The 21,029-nt window shown below is 30.8% G+C and carries 15 protein-coding genes; 7 read left to right on the top strand and 8 right to left on the bottom strand.

What is annotated here, in order from left to right; translation table 11 throughout:
• Window positions 1-111: 111 nt before the first annotated feature.
• The gene (gene lepA / locus T434_RS0100920; RefSeq protein WP_035357891.1) at window positions 112-1,935 is read right to left on the bottom strand and encodes a translation elongation factor 4; all 1,824 of its coding nucleotides are present in this window, start codon (window positions 1,933-1,935) and stop codon (window positions 112-114) included.
• A 176-nt stretch (window positions 1,936-2,111) separates the two neighbouring features.
• On the opposite strand from lepA, the gene T434_RS0100915 reads away from it, so the two are divergent.
• Window positions 2,112-3,068: a hypothetical protein gene (locus tag T434_RS0100915; RefSeq protein WP_026399511.1), complete on the top strand. Its 957-nt coding sequence runs from the start codon at window positions 2,112-2,114 to the stop codon at window positions 3,066-3,068.
• A gap of 89 nt (window positions 3,069-3,157) precedes the next feature.
• Here T434_RS0100915 and T434_RS0100910 read toward each other — a convergent pair whose 3' ends face one another.
• From T434_RS0100910 to T434_RS0100890, 5 genes are all read right to left on the bottom strand, one after another.
• The gene (locus T434_RS0100910) at window positions 3,158-4,381 is read right to left on the bottom strand and encodes a glucose-1-phosphate adenylyltransferase (RefSeq protein WP_026399510.1); all 1,224 of its coding nucleotides are present in this window, start codon (window positions 4,379-4,381) and stop codon (window positions 3,158-3,160) included.
• Between the two features lie 19 nt (window positions 4,382-4,400).
• Window positions 4,401-5,810, bottom strand: coding sequence for a glycogen synthase (locus T434_RS06330; protein ID WP_162150571.1), 1,410 nt, complete (start codon window positions 5,808-5,810; stop codon window positions 4,401-4,403).
• Window positions 5,811-5,874: 64 nt separating this feature from the next.
• Window positions 5,875-7,215 carry a hemolysin family protein gene (locus T434_RS06325; protein ID WP_162150570.1) on the bottom strand — a complete coding sequence of 447 codons (1,341 nt, stop codon included), beginning with the start codon at window positions 7,213-7,215 and terminating at the stop codon, window positions 5,875-5,877.
• A gap of 179 nt (window positions 7,216-7,394) precedes the next feature.
• A complete protein-coding gene (locus T434_RS0100895) occupies window positions 7,395-7,901 on the bottom strand; it encodes a glutathione peroxidase (RefSeq protein ID WP_026399509.1) in 507 nt (168 codons plus the stop codon).
• A 68-nt stretch (window positions 7,902-7,969) separates the two neighbouring features.
• Window positions 7,970-9,091 carry an ABC transporter ATP-binding protein gene (locus T434_RS0100890; RefSeq protein ID WP_026399508.1) on the bottom strand — a complete coding sequence of 374 codons (1,122 nt, stop codon included), beginning with the start codon at window positions 9,089-9,091 and terminating at the stop codon, window positions 7,970-7,972.
• Between the two features lie 160 nt (window positions 9,092-9,251).
• On the opposite strand from T434_RS0100890, the gene T434_RS0100885 reads away from it, so the two are divergent.
• The 3 genes from T434_RS0100885 to T434_RS0100875 are packed head-to-tail and all read left to right on the top strand — an operon-like array spanning window position 9,252 to window position 12,118.
• On the top strand, window positions 9,252-9,722 hold the full coding sequence (locus tag T434_RS0100885; RefSeq protein WP_162150569.1) for an RDD family protein: 471 nt from the start codon (window positions 9,252-9,254) through the stop codon (window positions 9,720-9,722).
• Window positions 9,723-9,732: 10 nt separating this feature from the next.
• Complete coding sequence (locus tag T434_RS0100880; protein WP_026399506.1) at window positions 9,733-10,554, top strand: DUF1189 family protein; 822 nt, start codon at window positions 9,733-9,735, stop codon at window positions 10,552-10,554.
• A gap of 19 nt (window positions 10,555-10,573) precedes the next feature.
• Window positions 10,574-12,118 (top strand): alpha-amylase family glycosyl hydrolase, encoded by a 1,545-nt coding sequence (locus tag T434_RS0100875; RefSeq protein ID WP_026399505.1) that lies wholly within the window; start codon window positions 10,574-10,576, stop codon window positions 12,116-12,118.
• 33 nt (window positions 12,119-12,151) lie between these two features.
• Here the strand turns inward: T434_RS0100875 and T434_RS0100870 are convergent, their stop codons facing one another.
• Together T434_RS0100870 and pulA are read right to left on the bottom strand one after the other, a co-directional pair.
• Window positions 12,152-12,520 (bottom strand): hypothetical protein, encoded by a 369-nt coding sequence (locus T434_RS0100870; RefSeq protein WP_026399504.1) that lies wholly within the window; start codon window positions 12,518-12,520, stop codon window positions 12,152-12,154.
• Window position 12,521: 1 nt separating this feature from the next.
• Entirely contained in the window at window positions 12,522-15,473 is a 2,952-nt protein-coding gene (pulA, locus tag T434_RS0100865) for a type I pullulanase (RefSeq protein WP_026399503.1), read from the bottom strand.
• A gap of 183 nt (window positions 15,474-15,656) precedes the next feature.
• Here pulA and T434_RS0100860 point away from each other — a divergent pair, with 183 nt between their 5' ends.
• The 3 genes from T434_RS0100860 (at window position 15,657) to T434_RS07345 (ending at window position 21,028) form a co-directional block, all read left to right on the top strand.
• A complete protein-coding gene (locus T434_RS0100860) occupies window positions 15,657-17,129 on the top strand; it encodes a pullulanase-associated domain-containing protein (RefSeq protein WP_026399502.1) in 1,473 nt (490 codons plus the stop codon).
• Window positions 17,130-17,143: 14 nt separating this feature from the next.
• Window positions 17,144-18,499 carry a sugar ABC transporter substrate-binding protein gene (locus tag T434_RS0100855; protein WP_026399501.1) on the top strand — a complete coding sequence of 452 codons (1,356 nt, stop codon included), beginning with the start codon at window positions 17,144-17,146 and terminating at the stop codon, window positions 18,497-18,499.
• 84 nt (window positions 18,500-18,583) lie between these two features.
• Complete coding sequence (locus T434_RS07345) at window positions 18,584-21,028, top strand: carbohydrate ABC transporter permease (RefSeq protein WP_051614269.1); 2,445 nt, start codon at window positions 18,584-18,586, stop codon at window positions 21,026-21,028.
• The last annotated feature ends 1 nt before the right edge of the window (window position 21,029 follow it).

The following is a 21,029-nucleotide window of genomic DNA, read 5'->3' as shown; positions in this document are numbered from 1 at the left end:
CTAACTTATTCTTTTGTTCCATCTATATGATATCATGTAAGCGATTTCATGTCAACATTAATGTTGTATAATTTAGACAAAAAAACATGCTAAGAAAGCATGTCCTTTTTATTAATCATCGGAAGTAGATAAAATTGCCATGAATGCAGATTGAGGAATTTCTACTCGACCAAATTGCTTCATGCGTTTTTTACCTTCTTTTTGTTTTTCTAGGAGTTTTTTCTTACGTGATATGTCTCCACCGTAACATTTCGCTAAAACATCTTTTCTTAAGGCTTTAATTGTCTCTCTAGCGATTATTTTTCCTCCAAGTGCTGCTTGTACTGGAATTTCAAACATCTGTCGTGGAATAAGATCTTTTAATTTTTCAACAATAGCTCTACCACGTTGATAAGCAAAATCTCTATGAACAATTACAGATAGAGCATCAACAACTTCACCATTTAGTAAAATGTCCATTTTTCTTAAATCGCTTGATTTATATCCTGACATTTCATAATCAAATGATGCATATCCTTTAGTAGTTGATTTAAGTTTATCAAAAAAGTCATAAACTATTTCTGCTAATGGCAATTCATAAACTAACATAACACGAGTTTGATCTATGTATTCCATTGTTTTAAAAATTCCACGTTTCTTTTGGCTAATATCCATTACAGCACCTACATAATCTTTTGGACACATAATGGTTGCTTTAACATATGGTTCTTCAATATGGTCAATATATTGCATATCAGGTAAGAAACTTGGATTATCTACATAAACCATTTCACCATTAGTTTTATATACATGATAGATAACACTTGGAGCAGTTGCAATTAATTCGATATTGAATTCTCTAGAAATTCTTTCTTGAATGATATCCATATGTAATAAACCCAGGAAACCAGTTCTAAATCCAAATCCAAGTGCTTGTGAACTTTCAGGTTCATAGATTAATGAAGCGTCATTTAATTTTAATTTTTCTAATGCTTCTTTTAAATCCTCATATTGGTCTGCATCAATTGGATAAAGTCCACAGAAAACAACAGGATTTAATGTTCTATAACCTGGTAATGGTGATGATGCTTTTTTATCAACTTTAGTGATTGTATCACCTACACGAACATCTCCAATAGTTTTAATTGATGCAACAACATATCCGACATCACCAGGACCTAAAATATCAACAGGTTTTTGTAAAGGCGTATATACACCTACTTCTACAACTTCAAACTGAGCTTTAGAAGCCATGAATTCTATGACATCACCTTTTTTAAGTGAACCATTTACAACTCTAACTGTTGGTATAACACCACGATATTGATCAAAATAAGAGTCGAATATTAAAGCTTGTAAAGGTTCATTTTCATCACCATTAGGTGCTGGAACTTGCTTAACTATTTTCTCTAAGATATCTAACACACCTAAACCTGTTTTACCAGAAGCCATTACGGCATCAGTTGCATCAATACCTATGATATCTTCAATTTCTTTTCTAACACGCTCAGGTTCTGCTTGGGGTAAATCTATTTTATTTAATACTGGAATGATTTCTAAATTATTATCTAAAGCTAAATATACATTTGCAAGTGTTTGAGCTTGAATACCTTGAGCAGCGTCCACGACTAAAATTGCTCCTTCACAAGCAGCTAGAGATCTTGAAACTTCATATGTAAAATCGACATGGCCTGGAGTATCGATAAGATGGAATATGTATTCTTCTCCATCTTTTGCTTTATAAGTTAGTTGTACTGCATTTAATTTAATTGTGATTCCACGTTCTTTTTCAAGATCCATAGAATCAAGCATTTGCTCCTTCATTACTCTTTTATCAACAGATTGTGTGATTTCTAATATTCTGTCTGCTAATGTTGATTTACCATGATCAATATGTGCAATGATGGAAAAGTTTCTTATATGTTTTTGACGTTCATTTAATGTATTATACTTCACGTGATTCAATCCCTTTCACTAACTATAAAATTATATCATATTTATTATCATGTAAACAATGTTTATATTTTCACAAAATTTACATTTTCTTTTATAACTTTCTTTGACATCTAAAATCTTTTAAAATATAATTAGTGTGTAAACATACGATACAGTACTAAGGAGGAAATATAAAAATGAAAAAAGTGTTTTTCGTTATGTTATCAGTTCTAGCATTAATGACACTTGCAGCTTGTGGTAAGGCTGAAAGAACATATTACTTTGCAATCGAAACACCTACTCAAGATTCTGAATGGTTATATTGGGTAGAAATCGTCAAAGAGGGCGACAAAATCGTTGAGGCTAAATGGGACGGCTTAAGTATTCTTGGTGATACTAACAAATATGCTGGTAAATCTAAATATCAAGCTTCAAAAGATGGATTATATGATATGCACCCAGGTTCAACTGAAAAGAATTGGTGGCACGATCAAGCAGATAAAGTTACTGCTAAATTAATTGAAACTCAAAATTATAATGATCGTGAACCATTACCTGCAGGGGTAACTATTACTACTGACAACTTCTATGTATTAGTAGAAAAAGCATTAGCAAGTGACCCAATCGAAAAAGGTGAATATAAAGATGGTTACTACTTCTTCACAGCTAAAGATCAAGCTACTAAGAATGCTGCTAAGAAATACTGGGACCCAGTAAAAGAAACTGTTATTGAAGTTGGCGAATTTGATTACTATAACTTTGGTTCAATTATTGTTGTAAATGGTAGAATCGTATTTGCATACTTCGATGCTGCATTCAAACAATATAGATTTGCAATGGATGAAGCTGGAAAAGTTGTTAAACATACTGACGAAGAAGGAAATACATACAGTGTTATCGAAACTTATGATGCTAACAAGACTCCAAAATTATATTCAACTAAGAATCAATTAGGATTCTCTTACGCTATGAAAAAACCTAATGGTCCTGGTAGCTTCGAGTTCTTCGAACAAATGAACAATTTAAGAGACTACTTAATTGAAAACCAAACATTACCTGAAGTTAACGAAGATAACGGTTTAGATGATGTTGCTGGTGTTACAATTAAAGTTGCTGAATTCGTTGATTTCGTAAAACAATTACCTAAAGCTTAATAATATTTGCTAGAACCACATAAGCACTTGAATCATTCAAGTGCTTTTTTTATAAAAAAACTGTAATCAATTGATTACAGTTTTAATATTTATAATGTAGATCCGGATGGAATAATTTTTGATGTGAATTCTGCTGTTTTATGAATTCTAACATTTTTACCAATATTCATATTTGAAGGAATTATTGATGACTTTTCAATTACGGTAATGCCACTAGATAATAAATCTGGTCGATTTTTATTTGGAGTAAAATTATCAGTTATACCTATTTTTGTACCATGTCCTATTACGACATGTTTATCGATTATTGTTTGATCAATTTCAACATTTTCACTAATAATTGTATCGTTCATAATAACGGAATTTTTAATAACCGTTCCTTTTCCAACCCTTACTCCAGGCGATAATACTGAATTGATTACTGTTCCTTCAATAATACAACCGTTTGAAACTAATGAATCTATAACTTTACCATTACCAATAATTTTTACAGGAGGCCTTTCTTCTGATTTTGTGAACACTTTCCAAGTTGGGTCATATAAATCAAGTTTTGTATATGATTTAATCATATCAAGATTTGTTTCTAAGTAAGAGTCATATGTTCCAACATCTTGCCAATAACCTTGGAATTTATATGCATATACTTCATTTTTTAGTGTTTCAATTAAATAAGGTATAATATGCTTTCCAAAGTCTAAGTCCTCATGTTTTATATGTTCTACTGCATCTTTTAACACGTCTAAATCGAATAAATATATACCCATACTAGCAAGATTAGATGTTGATGTCTTTGGTTTTTCTTTAAATTCAATAATTTGATTTTTTTCATTTATGGTCATAATACCAAAGCGACTAACATCTTCTAGTGGCACCTCTTGACATGCAATAGTTAATTTTGATTTATTTGATTCATGTAAATTAATCATTTTTCGATAGTCCATCTTATAGATGTGATCACCACTTAATATAAGTACATATTTGGGTTTCTTTTTAGCTACAAACTCAATGTTTTTTAATACTGCATCTGCAGTACCAGTATACCATTCACTATGTGGTTGTAATAATGTAACACCAGAATTGTATCTATCTAAATCCCAGGGTTTACCTGATGCAATATGTTCATTTAATGATAATGGTAAATATTGAGTAAGAATCGCTATATCATAAATACCTGATTGACTACAGTTGGATAATGCAAAATCAATGATTCGATACTTACCAGCAAACGGTAAAGCAGGTTTACTTCTTTTTGTTGTTAATAAATCAAGTCTTGAACCTTTACCCCCAGCTAATATTAGTGCTAATGTTTCCATATTTACTTACCCCTTGTTTTCATAATAAAGTCTTGTATAAATCCATATAATTTTGTGTCATTCTTTGATTCGAAAAATCTTTTTTCATAGCTTGTTCAATTAATTTTTTAAATGTAGCAGGTTTAGATTGATATAAATAAATTGCTTCATATAATCGATCTTTTAATTCATATGAACTTTTATTTGAAAAACTAAATCCTGTTCCTTTTTCAGTGTATTGGTTATATGGTATAACAGTATCTTTTAAACCACCCGTTTCTCTAACAATTGGCAGTGTTCCATATGTCATAGCAATCATCTGTCCCAATCCACAGGGTTCAAATTCACTAGGCATCATAAATAAGTCACTTGCAGCATAAATTTGATGTGCTAATACTTCGTTATATCCAATAAAATTGGCTACTCTTTGTGGATATTTATCCGTTAAATATTTAAAGAATATTTCGTAAGATTTATCCCCTGAACCCAAGAAGAAAAATCGAGCATTTGTATGATTTATAACATCTTCTATGGATTCTCTAATCATCCATAAACCTTTTTGATTTGCATAACGTCCAATATATGAGACTAATGGGTAATTAGGATCTGATAAATGATATTGATCAAAAATTAATTTTTTGTTTTTAAATTTGCCCTGTTCAAAATCATTAATATCATAATTAATAATATATTTGTCTTTAGCTGGATTAAATGTTTCACTATCAATACCATTTAATATACCTACTAAATCATTTTGGCGATCATTTAATATACCATCTAGTGTAAATCCGAATTCTTTTGTTAAAATTTCATTTTTATAATTTGGAGATACTGTATTAATTTTATTTGAAAGTGCAATACCTGCTTTTAAGAAATTTACTCTTCCAAAATGGGTATAGATGTAATTAAAATCACTATTAAAATATTTGGCTACATCATAATCAAACGAACCTTGATATTCTAAATTATGAATTGTAAGTAAAAATTTAATGTTTTCGTAACCTTTTTTATACACATAGTGTGTATGGTATAGATATGGTATTATGCCTGTTGGCCAATCGTTTATATGAATAATATCAGGTTTTTTATCAAGTAAACTAATTAACTCTAAAGTAGCATAAGAAAAGTTAGTGAATCGTTTGGCATCATCATCGTATCCATATAAATTGTCTCTTTCAAAGAAATGCATATTTTGAACAAATATGAATCTTACACCTTCATAATGCATTTCATAAAACTTAACAATCGAATGATGATCAAACATCAAAACTTCTTTTTCACCTAAAAATGTCATATGATCAAAATATTTAAAAATTTGTTTATAAAAAGGCGTGACAACAGTAATCGAATAATGGTTCGAAACACCCTTTGGTAAACTATATGAAATATCAGCTAATCCCCCTGTTTTTGAAAAGGGATAAACTTCAGATGTTACATAGAGTATATTCACTTAATCACCTCTTAATTTCATTTTAACACATATTAAGACTCTTTATAAACAAAAACGAGGCAAATCATGCCTCGTCTTCTTCAACATCTTCTTTAGGTGTTTCAATTCGGGTTACTTTTACTTTTTCAATAACTTTATCTTTAAATTCTAATACTTCAAAGCGATAGTTATTATATACAATAACAACATGTTCTTCTTCTTCAGGGAATCGTCCTAATTGACCGAGAATAAATCCTGATAAAGTATCATACTCTTCAACAGGAAGTTTAGCATCTAAAATATCTTCAACTTCCTCGATATCAGCTAAACCATCAATAACATATTCGTTATCTTTAATTGTTGAAATTTCATCTTCATCGTCATCATATTCGTCAAAGATATTACCGACTATTTCTTCGATTAAGTCTTCTAAAGTAACAATTCCTGCTGTTCCACCGTACTCATCAATAACAATTGCAATATGAGTTTTACTTTCTTGCATTTCAACAAATAGTTGACGAGTGTTTTTGCTTTCTGGAACATATAATGGTTCACGAATAATATTTCTTAATTCAAATGGAACTTCTTTTTCAGTTTCAATTGTTTTTAATAAATCTTTTACATGTAATATACCAATAATTTGGTCAATTGATCCTTCATAAACTGGAAAACGTGTGAACTTTTCATTTGTAACGTAAGCTAGCACATCTTCTTTCGATGAATTTACATCAATTGCAGATACTTCAGTTCTGTGTGTCATAACTTCACTAACAGTTGTAGAATCAAATTCAAAAATGTTTTGAATCATTTCATTTTCAGACTGGTCGATTAAACCACGCATTTGTGAAGCGTTTAGTTCAAGACGTAATTCATCTTCACTTAAGGTATCATCGTTATCTTCTGGATTTACACCAAACATTTTAACAATTAAGTTTGCAGTACCTGTTAGTAAGTTAACGAATGGTCTCATTATAGTAGCAATTAGCCCTAAGAAACCAATAAAGAAGTATCCAACTGCTTCTGGTGCTTTCATTGCTAATCGTTTTGGTACTAATTCACCTAATACAACTTGAATATAAGTTAATAATAATGTAATTAATACAGTTACGACAGAAAATACTATACCTTTATCGAGACTTGTCCATTGTCTTGTTATAAGATCGGTAATTCCTTGTGCAAAAGAACCTGCTGCAATCGCACCGTTAATAAATCCGAACATTGTAATTCCTATTTGAATTGTAGATAAGAATCTTGTTGGATTTTCCATAAATTTAAGTAACTTTTTAGCTTTTTTAGCTTTCTTGTTACCTAACTCAGTATCAGCTTCTACTCTATTTCTATTAGCAGATACTAAAGCAATTTCACTCGAAGCAAAAATACCATTTAAGACGATAACAAATAAAATCAAGAGAATTTGTACTACCATGCTGTCACCCATGAGAATATATCCTCCTCTGTATCGTCTAATAAGGTCCTCTGCCCACTACATGAATCTTCCATATGTTTTTTTAATGCCTCCGTATTTTTTATACTGTTGTATAATGATTAAATATTTTAACATATTTATATAAAATAGTCAATTTTAAGTATGGTATGTACTTTAAATTAAAGTAATTTTTCAATATATTTTTCGATTTCTTCTGGTGTAAATTTAGGTGAAAATCTATAAAGAATATTTCCTTGTCTATCAATTAAAAATTTAGTGAAATTCCAGCGAATTCTTTTTGATCGTTTAGGTTTAATTTCACCATCTTTTACCATCTCATCTGGACCATTATCTTTTAAAAATTGATATAGTTCCGAAGTCTTAGTACCATTAACATATATTTTATTAAATAAAGGAAATGTTGTTTGGAAATTTAATTCGCAAAATGTTTTAATATCTTCAATTTTTCCCGGTGCTTGACCAAAAAATTGATTACACGGAAAGTCTAATATATAAAATCCTTTATCATGATATTTTTTGAATAACTTTTCAAGCCCCTCATATTGCTTTGTAAAACCACATTTTGTTGCAGTATTTACAATTAAAAGGATATTGTCTTTAAACTCATCTAAACTTATTTTTTCACCATTCATTTTTTCTACTTGAATATCATAAATTGATTTCATTTTAATTATCCTTTCTAAATTTAAAAAAAGAGTAATCCTCTTGCTGGATTACTCTATTTTATCATAAGTTAATCTAATTTATTTGGATCTAAAACTAATCTTACTTCTGTTTCTGGGTCAAAGAAGTGAATCTTGTTTAAGTCAAGAGCAAGTTTAATCTTGTCTCCCATATGGACGTTTGTACGAGCATTAACACTAGCGATAACGTTTGAACCGTTAACATCAGTGTAAATGTTTGTTTCTGCGCCGAGTAATTCAGCTACGTCAACAACTAAATCTAATACACCTTCTGGATAAGTTTCAAACACTACACCATTGTCATGAATGTCTTCTGCTCTAATACCTAATACGATAGGTTTTTCAATGAATTTGTTTTGTTTAACAATTTCAAATTTATCTAATGGTAATTTAATGCGATGAGGTCCAGCGATAAATACGCCTTCTTTTGAAACTATACCATTGATGAAGTTCATTGGAGGTGTTCCAATGAAGCCTGCTACGAACATGTTAGCTGGTCTATCATAAATTTCTTTAGGTTCACCAACTTGCATGATATAACCTTTGTTCATTACAACGATTCTAGTTGCCATTGTCATCGCTTCGATTTGGTCGTGAGTTACATAGATAGTTGTTGTATCTAATTGTTTATGTAATTTAATCAACTCACCACGCATTTGAACACGTAACTTAGCATCTAAGTTTGATAGAGGTTCGTCCATTAAGAATACTTTTGCGTCACGAACGATAGAACGACCTAACGCAACACGTTGTCTTTGCCCCCCAGATAAGTTCTTTGGTTTACGGTCTAAATAAGGAGTTAGACCTAAAATTTCCGCTGCCGCTTTAACTTTTGCATCGATGGTAGCTTTTGGAACTTTACGTAATTTAAGTCCAAATGCAATATTATCATACACAGTCATGTGTGGATATAATGCATAGCTTTGGAATACCATTGCGATATCTCTATCTTTTGGAGCTGTATCGTTCTTGTATTCGTCATCAATGTATAATTCGCCTGAACTAATGTCCTCAAGGCCCGCGATCATACGGAGGGTGGTTGATTTTCCACAACCTGATGGTCCGACGAAAACAATAAATTCTTTATCCTTGATGTCTAAGTTAAAGTTAAATACTGCTTGAACACCATTCGGATAGATTTTATTGACGTCTTTTAATTTCACTGTTGCCATGATTTTCCCCCTAGGAATTATATTTGATTTTTTTGATAGACGCAAGATTTCTATCAATTGGTATTATACAATAATCTTATTACGATTGCAAACGGTTTCATGTAAAAATAATGTTATAATATGTTTAGTAAAATCTTTATGTGAAAGAGGATGTTAAAATATGGTACCAAAATTTGAAAGACGAGTTAGGGCTTTCGCTGCGGATGTATCTGGCGTGACGATTGCATTATTAATTGCTTCTTATGGAATACCAAATTTTGTAGGATCTGATTTTGTTAGAATAGCTATAATTTTATTTGCTTATCTTTTAATTGTTATCTTACCTATTTTTTCAAAGAGTAAGTCTACATTTGGTCAAAGATTACAAAAAATAAGAGTGGTCAATTTTAATGATACAGAACCATCAAGAATTAAACTCATTTTAAGAGAATTGACAAAATATGGGCTCTCATTTATAACAGGTGGATTATATTTAATTATTGCTTTTTTTGCTTTAACCGAAAAATATTCTTCTCGTACGATTCATGATTACATTTTCAAAACTAAAATGATTGATATTGATCCGCTACATCAAGATAGAGATTACAAAGATCCAGTTCAAACTAGAACAATGAAAGATACAAGATTATGAGGTTAATGTCATGTTTTTAGTACAATATTTCAAAAAAAGTTTCAATTTACCTAAAATCCTTGAAATTCGCGGAGAAAAATTATGGAAAGTTTTAATTTATTTTATAATTCTGACCTTTATTGCAAATTTTCCGTTATCTTACTTAGTTATTGAAAATCAAGGTTCACAAATGAATTTTGTTGAAACTAATCTATCTAGAAATACACCCAATTGGACAAACTTGCCAGGTGGTCGAATGAATTCATTAGAAGGATTCGTTTCTTATTCTAACGATGTTAGTGTTTATTATAATGCTGATTATGTTTATATCTTTAATGTTGATGATGAAGAAATTGATTTATCCAATTATACAAACTATAACATTATAATATTTACAAAATCATATATTAAGTTTTATGACAAATCAGGTTTTAATTGGACTTCTCACGGTTATGAAGGTTTTAAATCTGAAATTAATCTAAATGAACTTAATGGATCTTCTATGAATAGAGTTGAACTATTTAAGCAATTTGGACATCAAATCGAAAAATCATTTGGTCCACAGTTAATTTTATATTCACTACTAACTAATCAAGGTATTTCTATATTATCCAGTATTTTATTTGTTTTACTGATGGCTGGACTTATCCAAATATATCGAATTCGATATAAAAATTTCTTTTCATATAAAGATGGTATGAATTTTGTTATGTTAGCTGCGACCATACCTTCAATATTAAGTTTAATTGCAGGATTAATTCTTCCAGGATTCCAACCTGTTGTATACAATTTGGCTTTAGGAATGATTGTTGTCTTTGTATTATTAATTTACTCAAGAAAAGTGTTTTATTAATCTAAATATAGGGGGATATATGAAGAAAAAAATAGTTGCATTATTATTAGTTTTTATTTCTTTATTTATTGTTTCATGTGATAACAGTAAAAATATAGATTTTGAGGAACTCTATCCAAAATATGATATATACTATCAAATTTTTATACGTTCTTTTGCAGATTCAGATGGAGATGGTATTGGAGATTTTAACGGGATTACTGAAAATCTTGATTATCTTGAAGATTTAGGTGTAACAGCGATATGGTTACTTCCATATAATGATACAGATACTGATTGGAATAGCTATCATGGTTACAGAGTGAAAAATTATTATGAAGTAAATTCTGAATATGGTACGATGGAAGACTTAGAAAACTTAATTCAAACTGCTAAATCAAAAGGTATTAAAATTGTGATGGATTTCGTTATCAATCATACTGCTGACACACATCCTTGGTTTATAGATGCTAAAAAATCAAATTCTCCATTCAGAGATTATTATATTTGGTTAAATGATTCAACTGCATTCGAGTCATTCGCAGGTGGAATGAAAGATTTAAATTTAAATAATACTAAAGTAGTTGAAGAAATCAAGAATATTATAAAGTTTTGGATCGAAAAGGGAATTGAAGGTTTTAGATTTGATGCTGTTAAACACTTTTTTATTGGAGATCCTGGAACACATCCATCAGCTGGTTTAATAAAAAACTATACTTTTTTACGCGAGCTTCAAAATTATGCTAAAACAATTAATCCAAACATATATTTTGTAGGTGAAATGTTTGAATATGATTATTTAGCCTATAATCAATATTACATTGGATTAGATTCATTATTTGACTTTTATACTGCTGATCAAATATGGTCAAAAATTGGCAAAGGTACATCGATCTATCAACTTACAAGTAATATAAAACGTGCATTTGACTCTTATCAAAAATATAATCCCGATTATATACCAGCTGTTTTCTTAAGTAATCACGATATCGATCGTATTGCTTCAAAAGAAGGATATACTGGTTTTAATTCATTAGGTAAATTGAAAGTTTCAGCATCATTAATGCTTACACTACCTGGAAGCCCATATGTTTACTATGGCGATGAAATTGGTATGTATGGCATTCGTTATGAGGGTGATAATCTAACTGGTCAAGGTCCAATATATGACCAATATCGAAGAAGTCCATTCTTATGGGGAGATTCAACTTATCAGACGACGTGGTTAAATCCTTATGGAAATAGTCACTCATCAAAGTCACTGAAAGACCAAAAGGATGATGAGAATTCATTATATAATCACTATAGAACACTAATGAATTTAAGAAAAAATACACCTGCTTTAAGATATGGTAATTATTTTGAACTTTGGAAAGATAGTAAAGACTTATACCAAGGATATATTCGTTATTTTAAACATGAAGATTTCGAACAAGCCCTATTAATTATTCATAATCTTTATACAGATTCAATCGAGTTAGATGTTGAACATCAAAATATTTTGTATGGCAGTTTAAACTTAGAAGGTTATTCAACAGTTATTTTAGAAATAGATCCTACTAAATTAAATGAATACATAAAATAAAAAAAGAGGTTCCGGTTAGGAACCTCTTATAATTTAATAATTTAGTGATTCTGCTACATAAATTAATCCTGGTTGAGAAATTGATGAATTAATTTTATAGCTTACTGTACCTATCAATTCATTATTTAACTCAACATTTAAAAAGAATGTATATGTTTGACTACCAAAGGTTGTTTTATGTTCTTCATAGATTCGATGTGCTGTTGAATGAATAGCTTCATCTAATGCCTCTTTTGATGAAATTTCAACTAATATTTTAATTGTTGAAATAACAGTTTTATCTTCTAATTTAAATTCAATAACTTCTGCGATTGGATCTCCTTTAGGAATAGCATCATGATCATTACAAGCTACTAAACCTAACATAAATATAAAAACAATTAATAATATTATTTTTTTCATGTTATACACCTCTAAATGTCACAGTTGGTGCAAATAATCCACCATTAACAAATACAGTATAGTAAGCAACATTTTTGTTACCTAAATAGTCAACACTCATTATTGTGACAACACTAAATCCAGGTTTTGATGTATCAATTGGTGTTGTATAAACCTTCATAGAACTTGGAATACTAATGTTTGATAGTGGATTAAATGATGAATTAAGTGCTACGTTAATATGCGGTTTTTGTACAATAATTTCTCCAGTTTCTAACATCTCAACTAGAATGTTTGTTGTGTTCATTGAAGTTACTGTGAGTTGATTTGATCTTTTAGCTAATCCTTTTTGTGTATCAAATAATAAACTAGATGCAGCTTTTGAGGTTAATAAATTATATGTTTTACCATCATTTAAAGCTACTGTTGTAGTGGTTGCTCGACCGTTATGTACGACAACAATGTCAGGTTCACCATTAATACCTTTAACTCTATATGCAATTGCAGATAAATTATTATCTTGTGATGTTGGTAAAAACTCAAATCTTTGATTAATTTCATTAAGATCTGTCATTTTAAAGTGTGAATAAGTGTTTCTAATATGAATTAAAGCTTTTGTATATTCAAATACGTCTAAATATTCAACTTTTCTATCCCATCGAAGTTGGTTTACTTCATCTGGGGATTCATAAGAGTTGTGGTCATAACCACCACCATCTTTAGGTTTACTTCTTAAAAACTCAGTTCCAGCATGTAAGAAAGGAATTCCTAGTGATGTTAATACCATTGCATTTGCCTGTGTTTGTGCAAATTTAACATCGTTAATAGATACACCTGATGTTCTTAATTTGTCATGTAAAGTTAAATTATCGTGTGCTTCAATATAAGTAATTTGTTGAGTTGGACCGTTCGTATAAAGATCAGTTCCACCTAAAATAGATTTCTTAATATCATTCATCTTACCTTGATCCATAACACCTTGTAAAAATCCACCATCATTACCATCGGGCGATCCTTTTACTGCATTTCTAAATAAATCATTGAATGCAGCAATATGATTATCTAATTTTCTAATTTGTGTCCTATCCCAATTGTTTTCTGGTGTCATTCCTGCTGCTTCTTTTGGATCAACCAGTGTACTTGCCGCACTCCATGGCTCACCATAAACAATTATCGTTGGATCAATTTCATTTAATGCATTTCTAACTGAATTCATTGTTTCAATGTCATGAATTGACATTAAATCAAATCTAAATCCTGAAATTTTAAATTCATTTGCAAAATATTTAACAGAATCAACAATAAACTTTCTTACCATTGTTCTTTCTGATGCAGTTTCATTTCCTGTTCCAGAACCATTTGAAAATGCACCGTCATTAGTCAATCTATGATAATAACCAGGTAATATCTTATGAAAATTAGAATTTTCAGATTCGCCAGTATGATTATAGACGACATCCATAATCACTCGTATATTTTTTTGGCTAAATGCTTTGATTACTTCTCTAAATTCATAAATTCTTACGTTACCATCAAATGGATTTGTGGAATATGAACCTTCTAATGTATTAAAATGATATGGCATATATCCCCAGTTGAATACATTTTTTGTATTAGGATTATGGAAAATCTCAACTTCATCTAAATATCCAAAATCAAATACTGGTAATAAGTGTACTGCATTAACACCTAGTTCTTCGATATGATCTAATCCAGTTGTAACAGTTATATTACCTTGAGTATAATTTGTTCCAGTTTGACTTAAACCTAAAAATTTGCCACGATATGCATTATTTCCGTTCCATGAACTATGAGATGTTAAATCTCTTACATGTAATTCATAAATAATGTAATCTGTCATATTTCGAATAGTTTGTGGTCTTTCGATTAAATCCCAATATAAAGGTTTATTTTTATTAAAATCAACGACCATACTTCTTAATCCATTGGCACCTGTTGAATAGCTATAAGGATCAGTTACTTCATTTGTTTCTTGGCCATTTGTAACACTAAAAGTATAGTATTTTGAGTCGTAATCACCTTCTAAAACGACTTCCCAAACACCATTTTCAATTTTATACATTTGATGAACTTCAACTGGTGTTAATTCATCTTTCTTTTGACCCAAGCGATCATAATTCGGATGCCCTTGATTATAGATATTTAACTTAACATCAGAACTAATTGGAGCCCATAATCTAAATGTTGTTTTAGATTTTGAATAAATTGCTCCAAGTTCTCCTTCATATGTAAATGCCTCTTCAAATTCTACTGTATCGTACAATTTATGAAGAGAAATTGGTTGACGTCTTATAGTGTCTTCAAAAGTTACTTCAATCTCATAGGTTTTAGTTAAATCAACATTTATACCAGTAATTGTGTGCTTCACACCATTTCCTAATGTATTTTCTTTAATAACAACACTATTTTCATAAACCTTATATGATATAGCATCGTTTGTAAGTTCTAAAGATACATTTTTTTGAACTGTGAAAAATACATTTATAATGTTAGAACGATAATCAGGTATGTGATTTGCTAAATCATCATTTGATTTTCCAAATTGAACTTGTCCTTGCACAAAATAAACATGTGCAACACCATTAATAACTTCAAGTTCAGAAATATCAATAAAACGATCTCCACCGGGCTCTCTTTCTCCTGACCAGTCGCCCGCAGATTTAGCTGTTTTAATAATAATACCAACTCTAGTAGATGAGATGTATTCATCAGTTAAATCCATTTCATATTTAACACCGTATTCATCTACTGTTTCAGAATTAAATTGATAATCCTTTCCGCTTTTATCTTGTGGTAATTTTTCCCAAAAATGGAACCATTTATTATTGTAATTACCATCAAAACGATAATAATGAATAACAAGCGTATGTGGTTTTTCGTTTGCATAAACAAAGCCAAGTGCTGTAGTTGCTGCAAACACGAACATAAGTAATGTTATAAATATTTTTTTCATTTTTATCCTCCTACACATGAATAATATCATATACACGGGTGTTCTAAAATTAAAAATGATAGCGATTACAATAAGAAACCGTTTGCATAATAAAACAAACACTAAAGCGTTTACATAGTAATTGAATTTTGTGATATACTTTAAGCGTAATATGATAACAATCATAAAAATTAGGAGGGTAAAATGAAAAAAGTTTTATTAGGCTTACTAATCCTAGCAACAACTTTAGTAACTCTTCCTATGCTTTTTGCAGACTCACAAAAGGGAACAGTTATTGTTCACTTTAAAGCATGGGACGGAAATTACGAAAATCTTGGAAACTGGGGTTGGGGTGGCTTTGATTCGAAATCTACATACACTGGATTAGATGATTTCGGTGCATATTTTGAATTCAATGATATCGCAGTCGGTGGGGATGAACCTATAGGATTTATTGCAGTTAGATATAAAGAAGGTAACCCTGACTGGAATAATGGTAAATTAACAGATGATATTTTAATTGATCCATCTGTTGTAAAAGCTGACGAAACAGTTCACATTTATGTATTCCAAGGAACACAAAAATCTTCAGAAGAAAACCCAAGATATTTCGTTGCTGACAACAGTAAATATAATTTATTAGTTGTTTACTTCGATCCATCTGGTTCTTATGAAGAAAATCTTGGTATTCATAACTGGAGTGGTTGGACAGAAGAAGCTATTACTTGGAACGAGCCATTAAAAGTGTTCTCAACTGGTGGTGAAACTACTGCAGGTGTTGCTGTTAAAGTAGCTATGTTACATGCAAACCAAAATGAAGGTTCTGTACCTGATGCTGGATTCTTAGTATATTTTGGTGATGGTGACAACTCTAAGAAAACTGGGGATGTTAAATTACGTAGTGCTATTGGAGAAGAAGCTGAATTAGGTACCACTGGTATGGCTTATATCGTTTCAAAAGGAAACGGATATACTGCTGGTGATAACATATTCTATGGTAAAGACGGTTATGATCAATTCGTTGATGAAGCGTTCTCATTCAAATTAATGCCATATAAGCAAAATACTAATACTGGTCAAGGCGAAGGAACATTTGCTGTTAGACCTACTAACATTATCGTTAAAACTAGTGCTTTAGTTACTAACCCTTATGCTGAAGCTGAAACTGAAGCAGATCAAACAGCAGCTTTAGCAACTGTACAAGGTTGGTTCAAACTAACAGTAAAAGGAACTTCTACTGTTATTCCGATTGAACGTGTTGACTTTGCGCTAAGAAATGAAACAATTTCTGACTTCGTTATCGTTTTATCAGATGCTAATAAATTAGATAATACTAAATCATACATTTTATCATTTGATAATGGTTCAGTTGATGCTGAAATTGAATTAGCATTAGATAAAGAAAAACCAGTTATTTCATTCCCTATTTTAGGTGAAGATCGTGTTATTGAAGTAGCTTGGGGTAAAGAATTCGACTTTAACTTATTCCCATTATTCGAAGCTGTTGATGACAGAGATGGTAACTTAACAAATCGTGTTTATGTTCCAGCTGGTGAAAAATCAAAATTAAACACTGCTGTTGAAGGCGATTATGAAATTATGCTTCGTGTAGAAGATACATGGGGTAACGTGTCTGAAGAAATATTTATCTTCAGAGTCACTAAAAATGTGAAATAAGGAGGTAGCCCACTATGAAAATGAAGAAGATTTATTTATCAATTTTAATGTTAATGTTTGCGGCTATCTTAGTTGCATGTCAAGATAATGACGGTCCAAATAATGGTAAAGAATATGATTTCTCTACTATTTATAAAGAAAAAGAAGTTATTACTGTTTGGATGGATGACACTGACGGTAAATACATGAAAGCTGTTATCGAAGCATTCAATGCTACTCCTGAAGGTAAAGACATTGTTGTTCAATTCCAACATATGGGTACAGTTGATGCTCGTGAAAGACTTAAGACATTCGGTTTAACAGGTAATGGTGCGGATATTTTCCAATTCCCTCATGACCATTTAGCACCTGCTATTCTTGAAGATTTAGTTTATGCATTACCAGTTGATTTTGCAAACAGAATGAAAGATCGTATTCATCCATTAGGATTAGATATTGCTACATTACTTTATGATGAAAAAACTGGTAAGTTTGGTCCTGGTACTGATGCTGTTGAAAGATTATATGCTTTACCAATTTCATTAGAAACTGTTGGATTATATTACAATAAAAAATTAGTTTCTGAACCTGCTACAACTTATGAACAATTAATTGAAGAAGCTACTGCATGGAATGCTATTAAAGACTCATCAGATCGTACAAATGCTGAACAAGGTCTTTACTACTTAGGTACTTCTTCTCACTGGGCAGATTCATATTTCATTCAACACATCTATTCAGCATTTGGATTCTTCCCATTTGGTCCAAATTTAGATGATGCATCTGCTGTTGGATTTGTTAATGCTAAAGAAGCTTTAACTTGGATGAGAGATGAATTAAAACCTGTTACTACAGGTAATAGTGATCATAACTCAATTGGTGCTAATGCAAACTTCGTAGCTGGTAAAATTCCTTACATTATTGCTGGTCCATGGAATATTCAAGAATATCAGTCTGCTACTAATGTTGATTTAGGAATTGCTCCACTTCCAACCATAGATGGTAAAGAAACTAAACCATTCGCTGGGGCCCAAATGGTTGCAATTTACAAACACTCAACTAAGAAAGAAGCAGCTACTAAATTCTTAGAATTCTTAGCAAGTGACACTGCTATGGAAATTATGTTAAGAGATAAATATAAATTACCTGCATTAAAAGAAGAATTATTAAAAGATATTCCTGGTTTCTTATCAGATCCATATATGCCAGCAATTTCTAATCAATTAAAAAATGCTATTCCAATGCCTACAATTCCTGAAGTCCAATATTATTGGGGTCCGGGTGAATCAATGATTCAAAAAGTATGGAATGGTACAGAATCATCAATTGATAAAGCAGTTGAAGATGCTGAACAAGCTTATATTGCTCAACGTGGTTTAGGAAATTCATAATAACTTAATCGTAACCATGATGTAGGCGATAGGTTTTACTATCGCCTGCATTTGGTTATTTTTTAGTAGAAAGGTAGTTACTCAATGAAGATAAAGAGTGTTTTAAAAGCAATCGCATCAAGTATAATTTGGGGGCTAGGTCAACTTTTTAACAAACAATTCATCAAGTCTTTATTCTTTTTCTTCTTTTTCGCTTTGATGATTACTGTTGAATTAGCAACATCAAGATATTTTGATGATCCAAAATCAAATGATGAAATTGCATTGTCAAAAATTCAAGGTGATTCATTAGGATCATGGTATTATACTTGGTTTTTTCAAGTTTATGATGTAGAAATTCAACAAAATCGTGCTATTCCTGAATTTGATGCTTATTTAGCAGATTTAGGAGTTCAAAAGGTAAACGGTCGCTATTCAGTTTCAAGTAATACAACAGCTAAATTATTTAATGAAGAACGTTTTATAGAGTATTTTGCTAACGATATAAAGAAAGCGTCTCAACTTCGTTACACAAACTTAATTACAAATGAAGAGATTGCTTATGAAGAATTTGATTTAGCAAACGCAACATTTTTAATTACAAAACGTGACTTACTATACGATGAAGATAATCATATTTTCTATTTTGAAAATACAACGACCGATGCAGGCGGAAACGCTAAAAAAGAATATGTAGAAACTAATTTGTTTACATTAAAGGATAATCCATCTATAAGAAATAATAAAGATGGACTCATTACATTTAATAAGACTGGCGAATTATATAAAGAAAGTGACAATTTATATGTTCGCGTAACTGTAAATGGAGAAAATAGATTTTTAAGACTAACACTAGATGATTTTGACCTACGTGAACAAACTTCAGTTTTTACACCATTACGTTTATCACAAGTTAATGGTCCAATTGTTTTATCAGATAATATTGTCTATGAATATTATGAACCAGGTTTAATATTTAATGGATATCGTCAACAATATAAGCAAACTGAATTTTCTAATTTGTTTAGAAAAGCTATGCAGCTTTACTATAATCGTGACATTTTACAAGATCCGATTGCTATTGAAGATTATCAAAAATTAATGATTCGAGTATATCTAGAACTTAACCCAACACTTAAAGAAGCTTATATGGAAAATTTCAATAACTTCTTCTATGATCGAGCTGGGATGTTTATTCGCGGTTTTTGGGAAATCATTACTCTAGGCCAATCTGGAGATGTCCGTTTTACTCAACATCAAGCATTACGAGAAGCAATGATTGGTAAACCAACAGGTGAACCTATCGCAACAAACGTTGCACCTTTTTTAGGATCTGGAACTATTTACGAAGAAGTTATAGTTAGAGGTCATGTATCAACATTGCTATTATTAGACGGTTTAATTTCAACAATTTTATTCCTATTCCTTATGATTTTTGGTATATGGAGTGCAATTGATGCTTATAAAACTAGTGAAGAATTAAGATTAGAAGGCACAACAAAAAACACTAAAACATACTTTAAATCTGTTTGGGATAATGGTTTTGAATACATCATATTATCACCTGCGCTTTTTGTATTAGCGTTTATTACAATCATGCCTATTATTTTTGGATTTGTGATTTCATTCACTTCAATCCGTGGAACATTATCAATGACTGCACTATTCGACTGGGTTGGATTTCAAAACTTTATATCAATATTTGATCCAAACTCGAGTATTGGTTCAGGATTTAGCATTGCCTTCTGGCGTGTATTAGGTTGGACTGTTGTTTGGGCAATTTTCTCAACATTAACAGTATTCTTTGGAGGATTCTTCCAAGCATTAATATTAAACTCTGAATCTGTTGTCTTTAGAAAAGTATGGCGAACAATTTTAATTCTTCCTTGGGCAATTCCAGCTTTACTAAGTCAAATGATTTTCAGTGTTATATTTAATGAATATGGTTTAGTTAACCAATTATTACAAAATATGGGAGCATATGACTTATTTAGAAGTTGGGGTATATTAGGTATTCCATTTAATGAAGCTAGCGGTATTGCTAAATACTTCTGGTTAGGTCATGATAATATCTTGTGGTTTAAGAACTTCCATAATCCTAACTTTGTTAGAGTGACACTAATTGTTATTAACATTTGGTTAGGATTCCCTTATTTCATGGCATTAATGACAGGTATCATGACTGCTATTGACAAATCGCTTTATGAAGCAGCTGATATAGATGGAGCATCAGGATTCCAAAAACTCACCAAAATTACAATGCCGCTTGTATTATATTCAACTGCACCAATATTAATTATGACATTTAGCGGAAACTTTAATAACTTTGGTGTCATTTACTTTATTACGGGTGGCGGACCAGGTGATTTAACTGACCCATTAAGAGGTTTTGCTGGAGAGACAGATATTTTAATTTCATGGATGTATCGATTAACAACAGATCATCAAATTTATAACTTAGCTTCAGTGTTTTCAGTATTAATCTTCTTATTAGTTGGTAGTATTACTGCATGGAACCTATCAAAAACGAAAGCGTTCCAGGAGGATTAGT

Origin of the sequence: Acholeplasma equifetale ATCC 29724 (genome assembly GCF_000687735.1) — a bacterium.
GTDB classification, from domain to species: domain Bacteria; phylum Bacillota_I; class Bacilli_A; order Acholeplasmatales; family Acholeplasmataceae; genus Acholeplasma; species Acholeplasma equifetale.
Note: the sequence above shows the minus strand (reverse complement) of the source record. Positions and strands in the feature narration are given on the sequence as shown.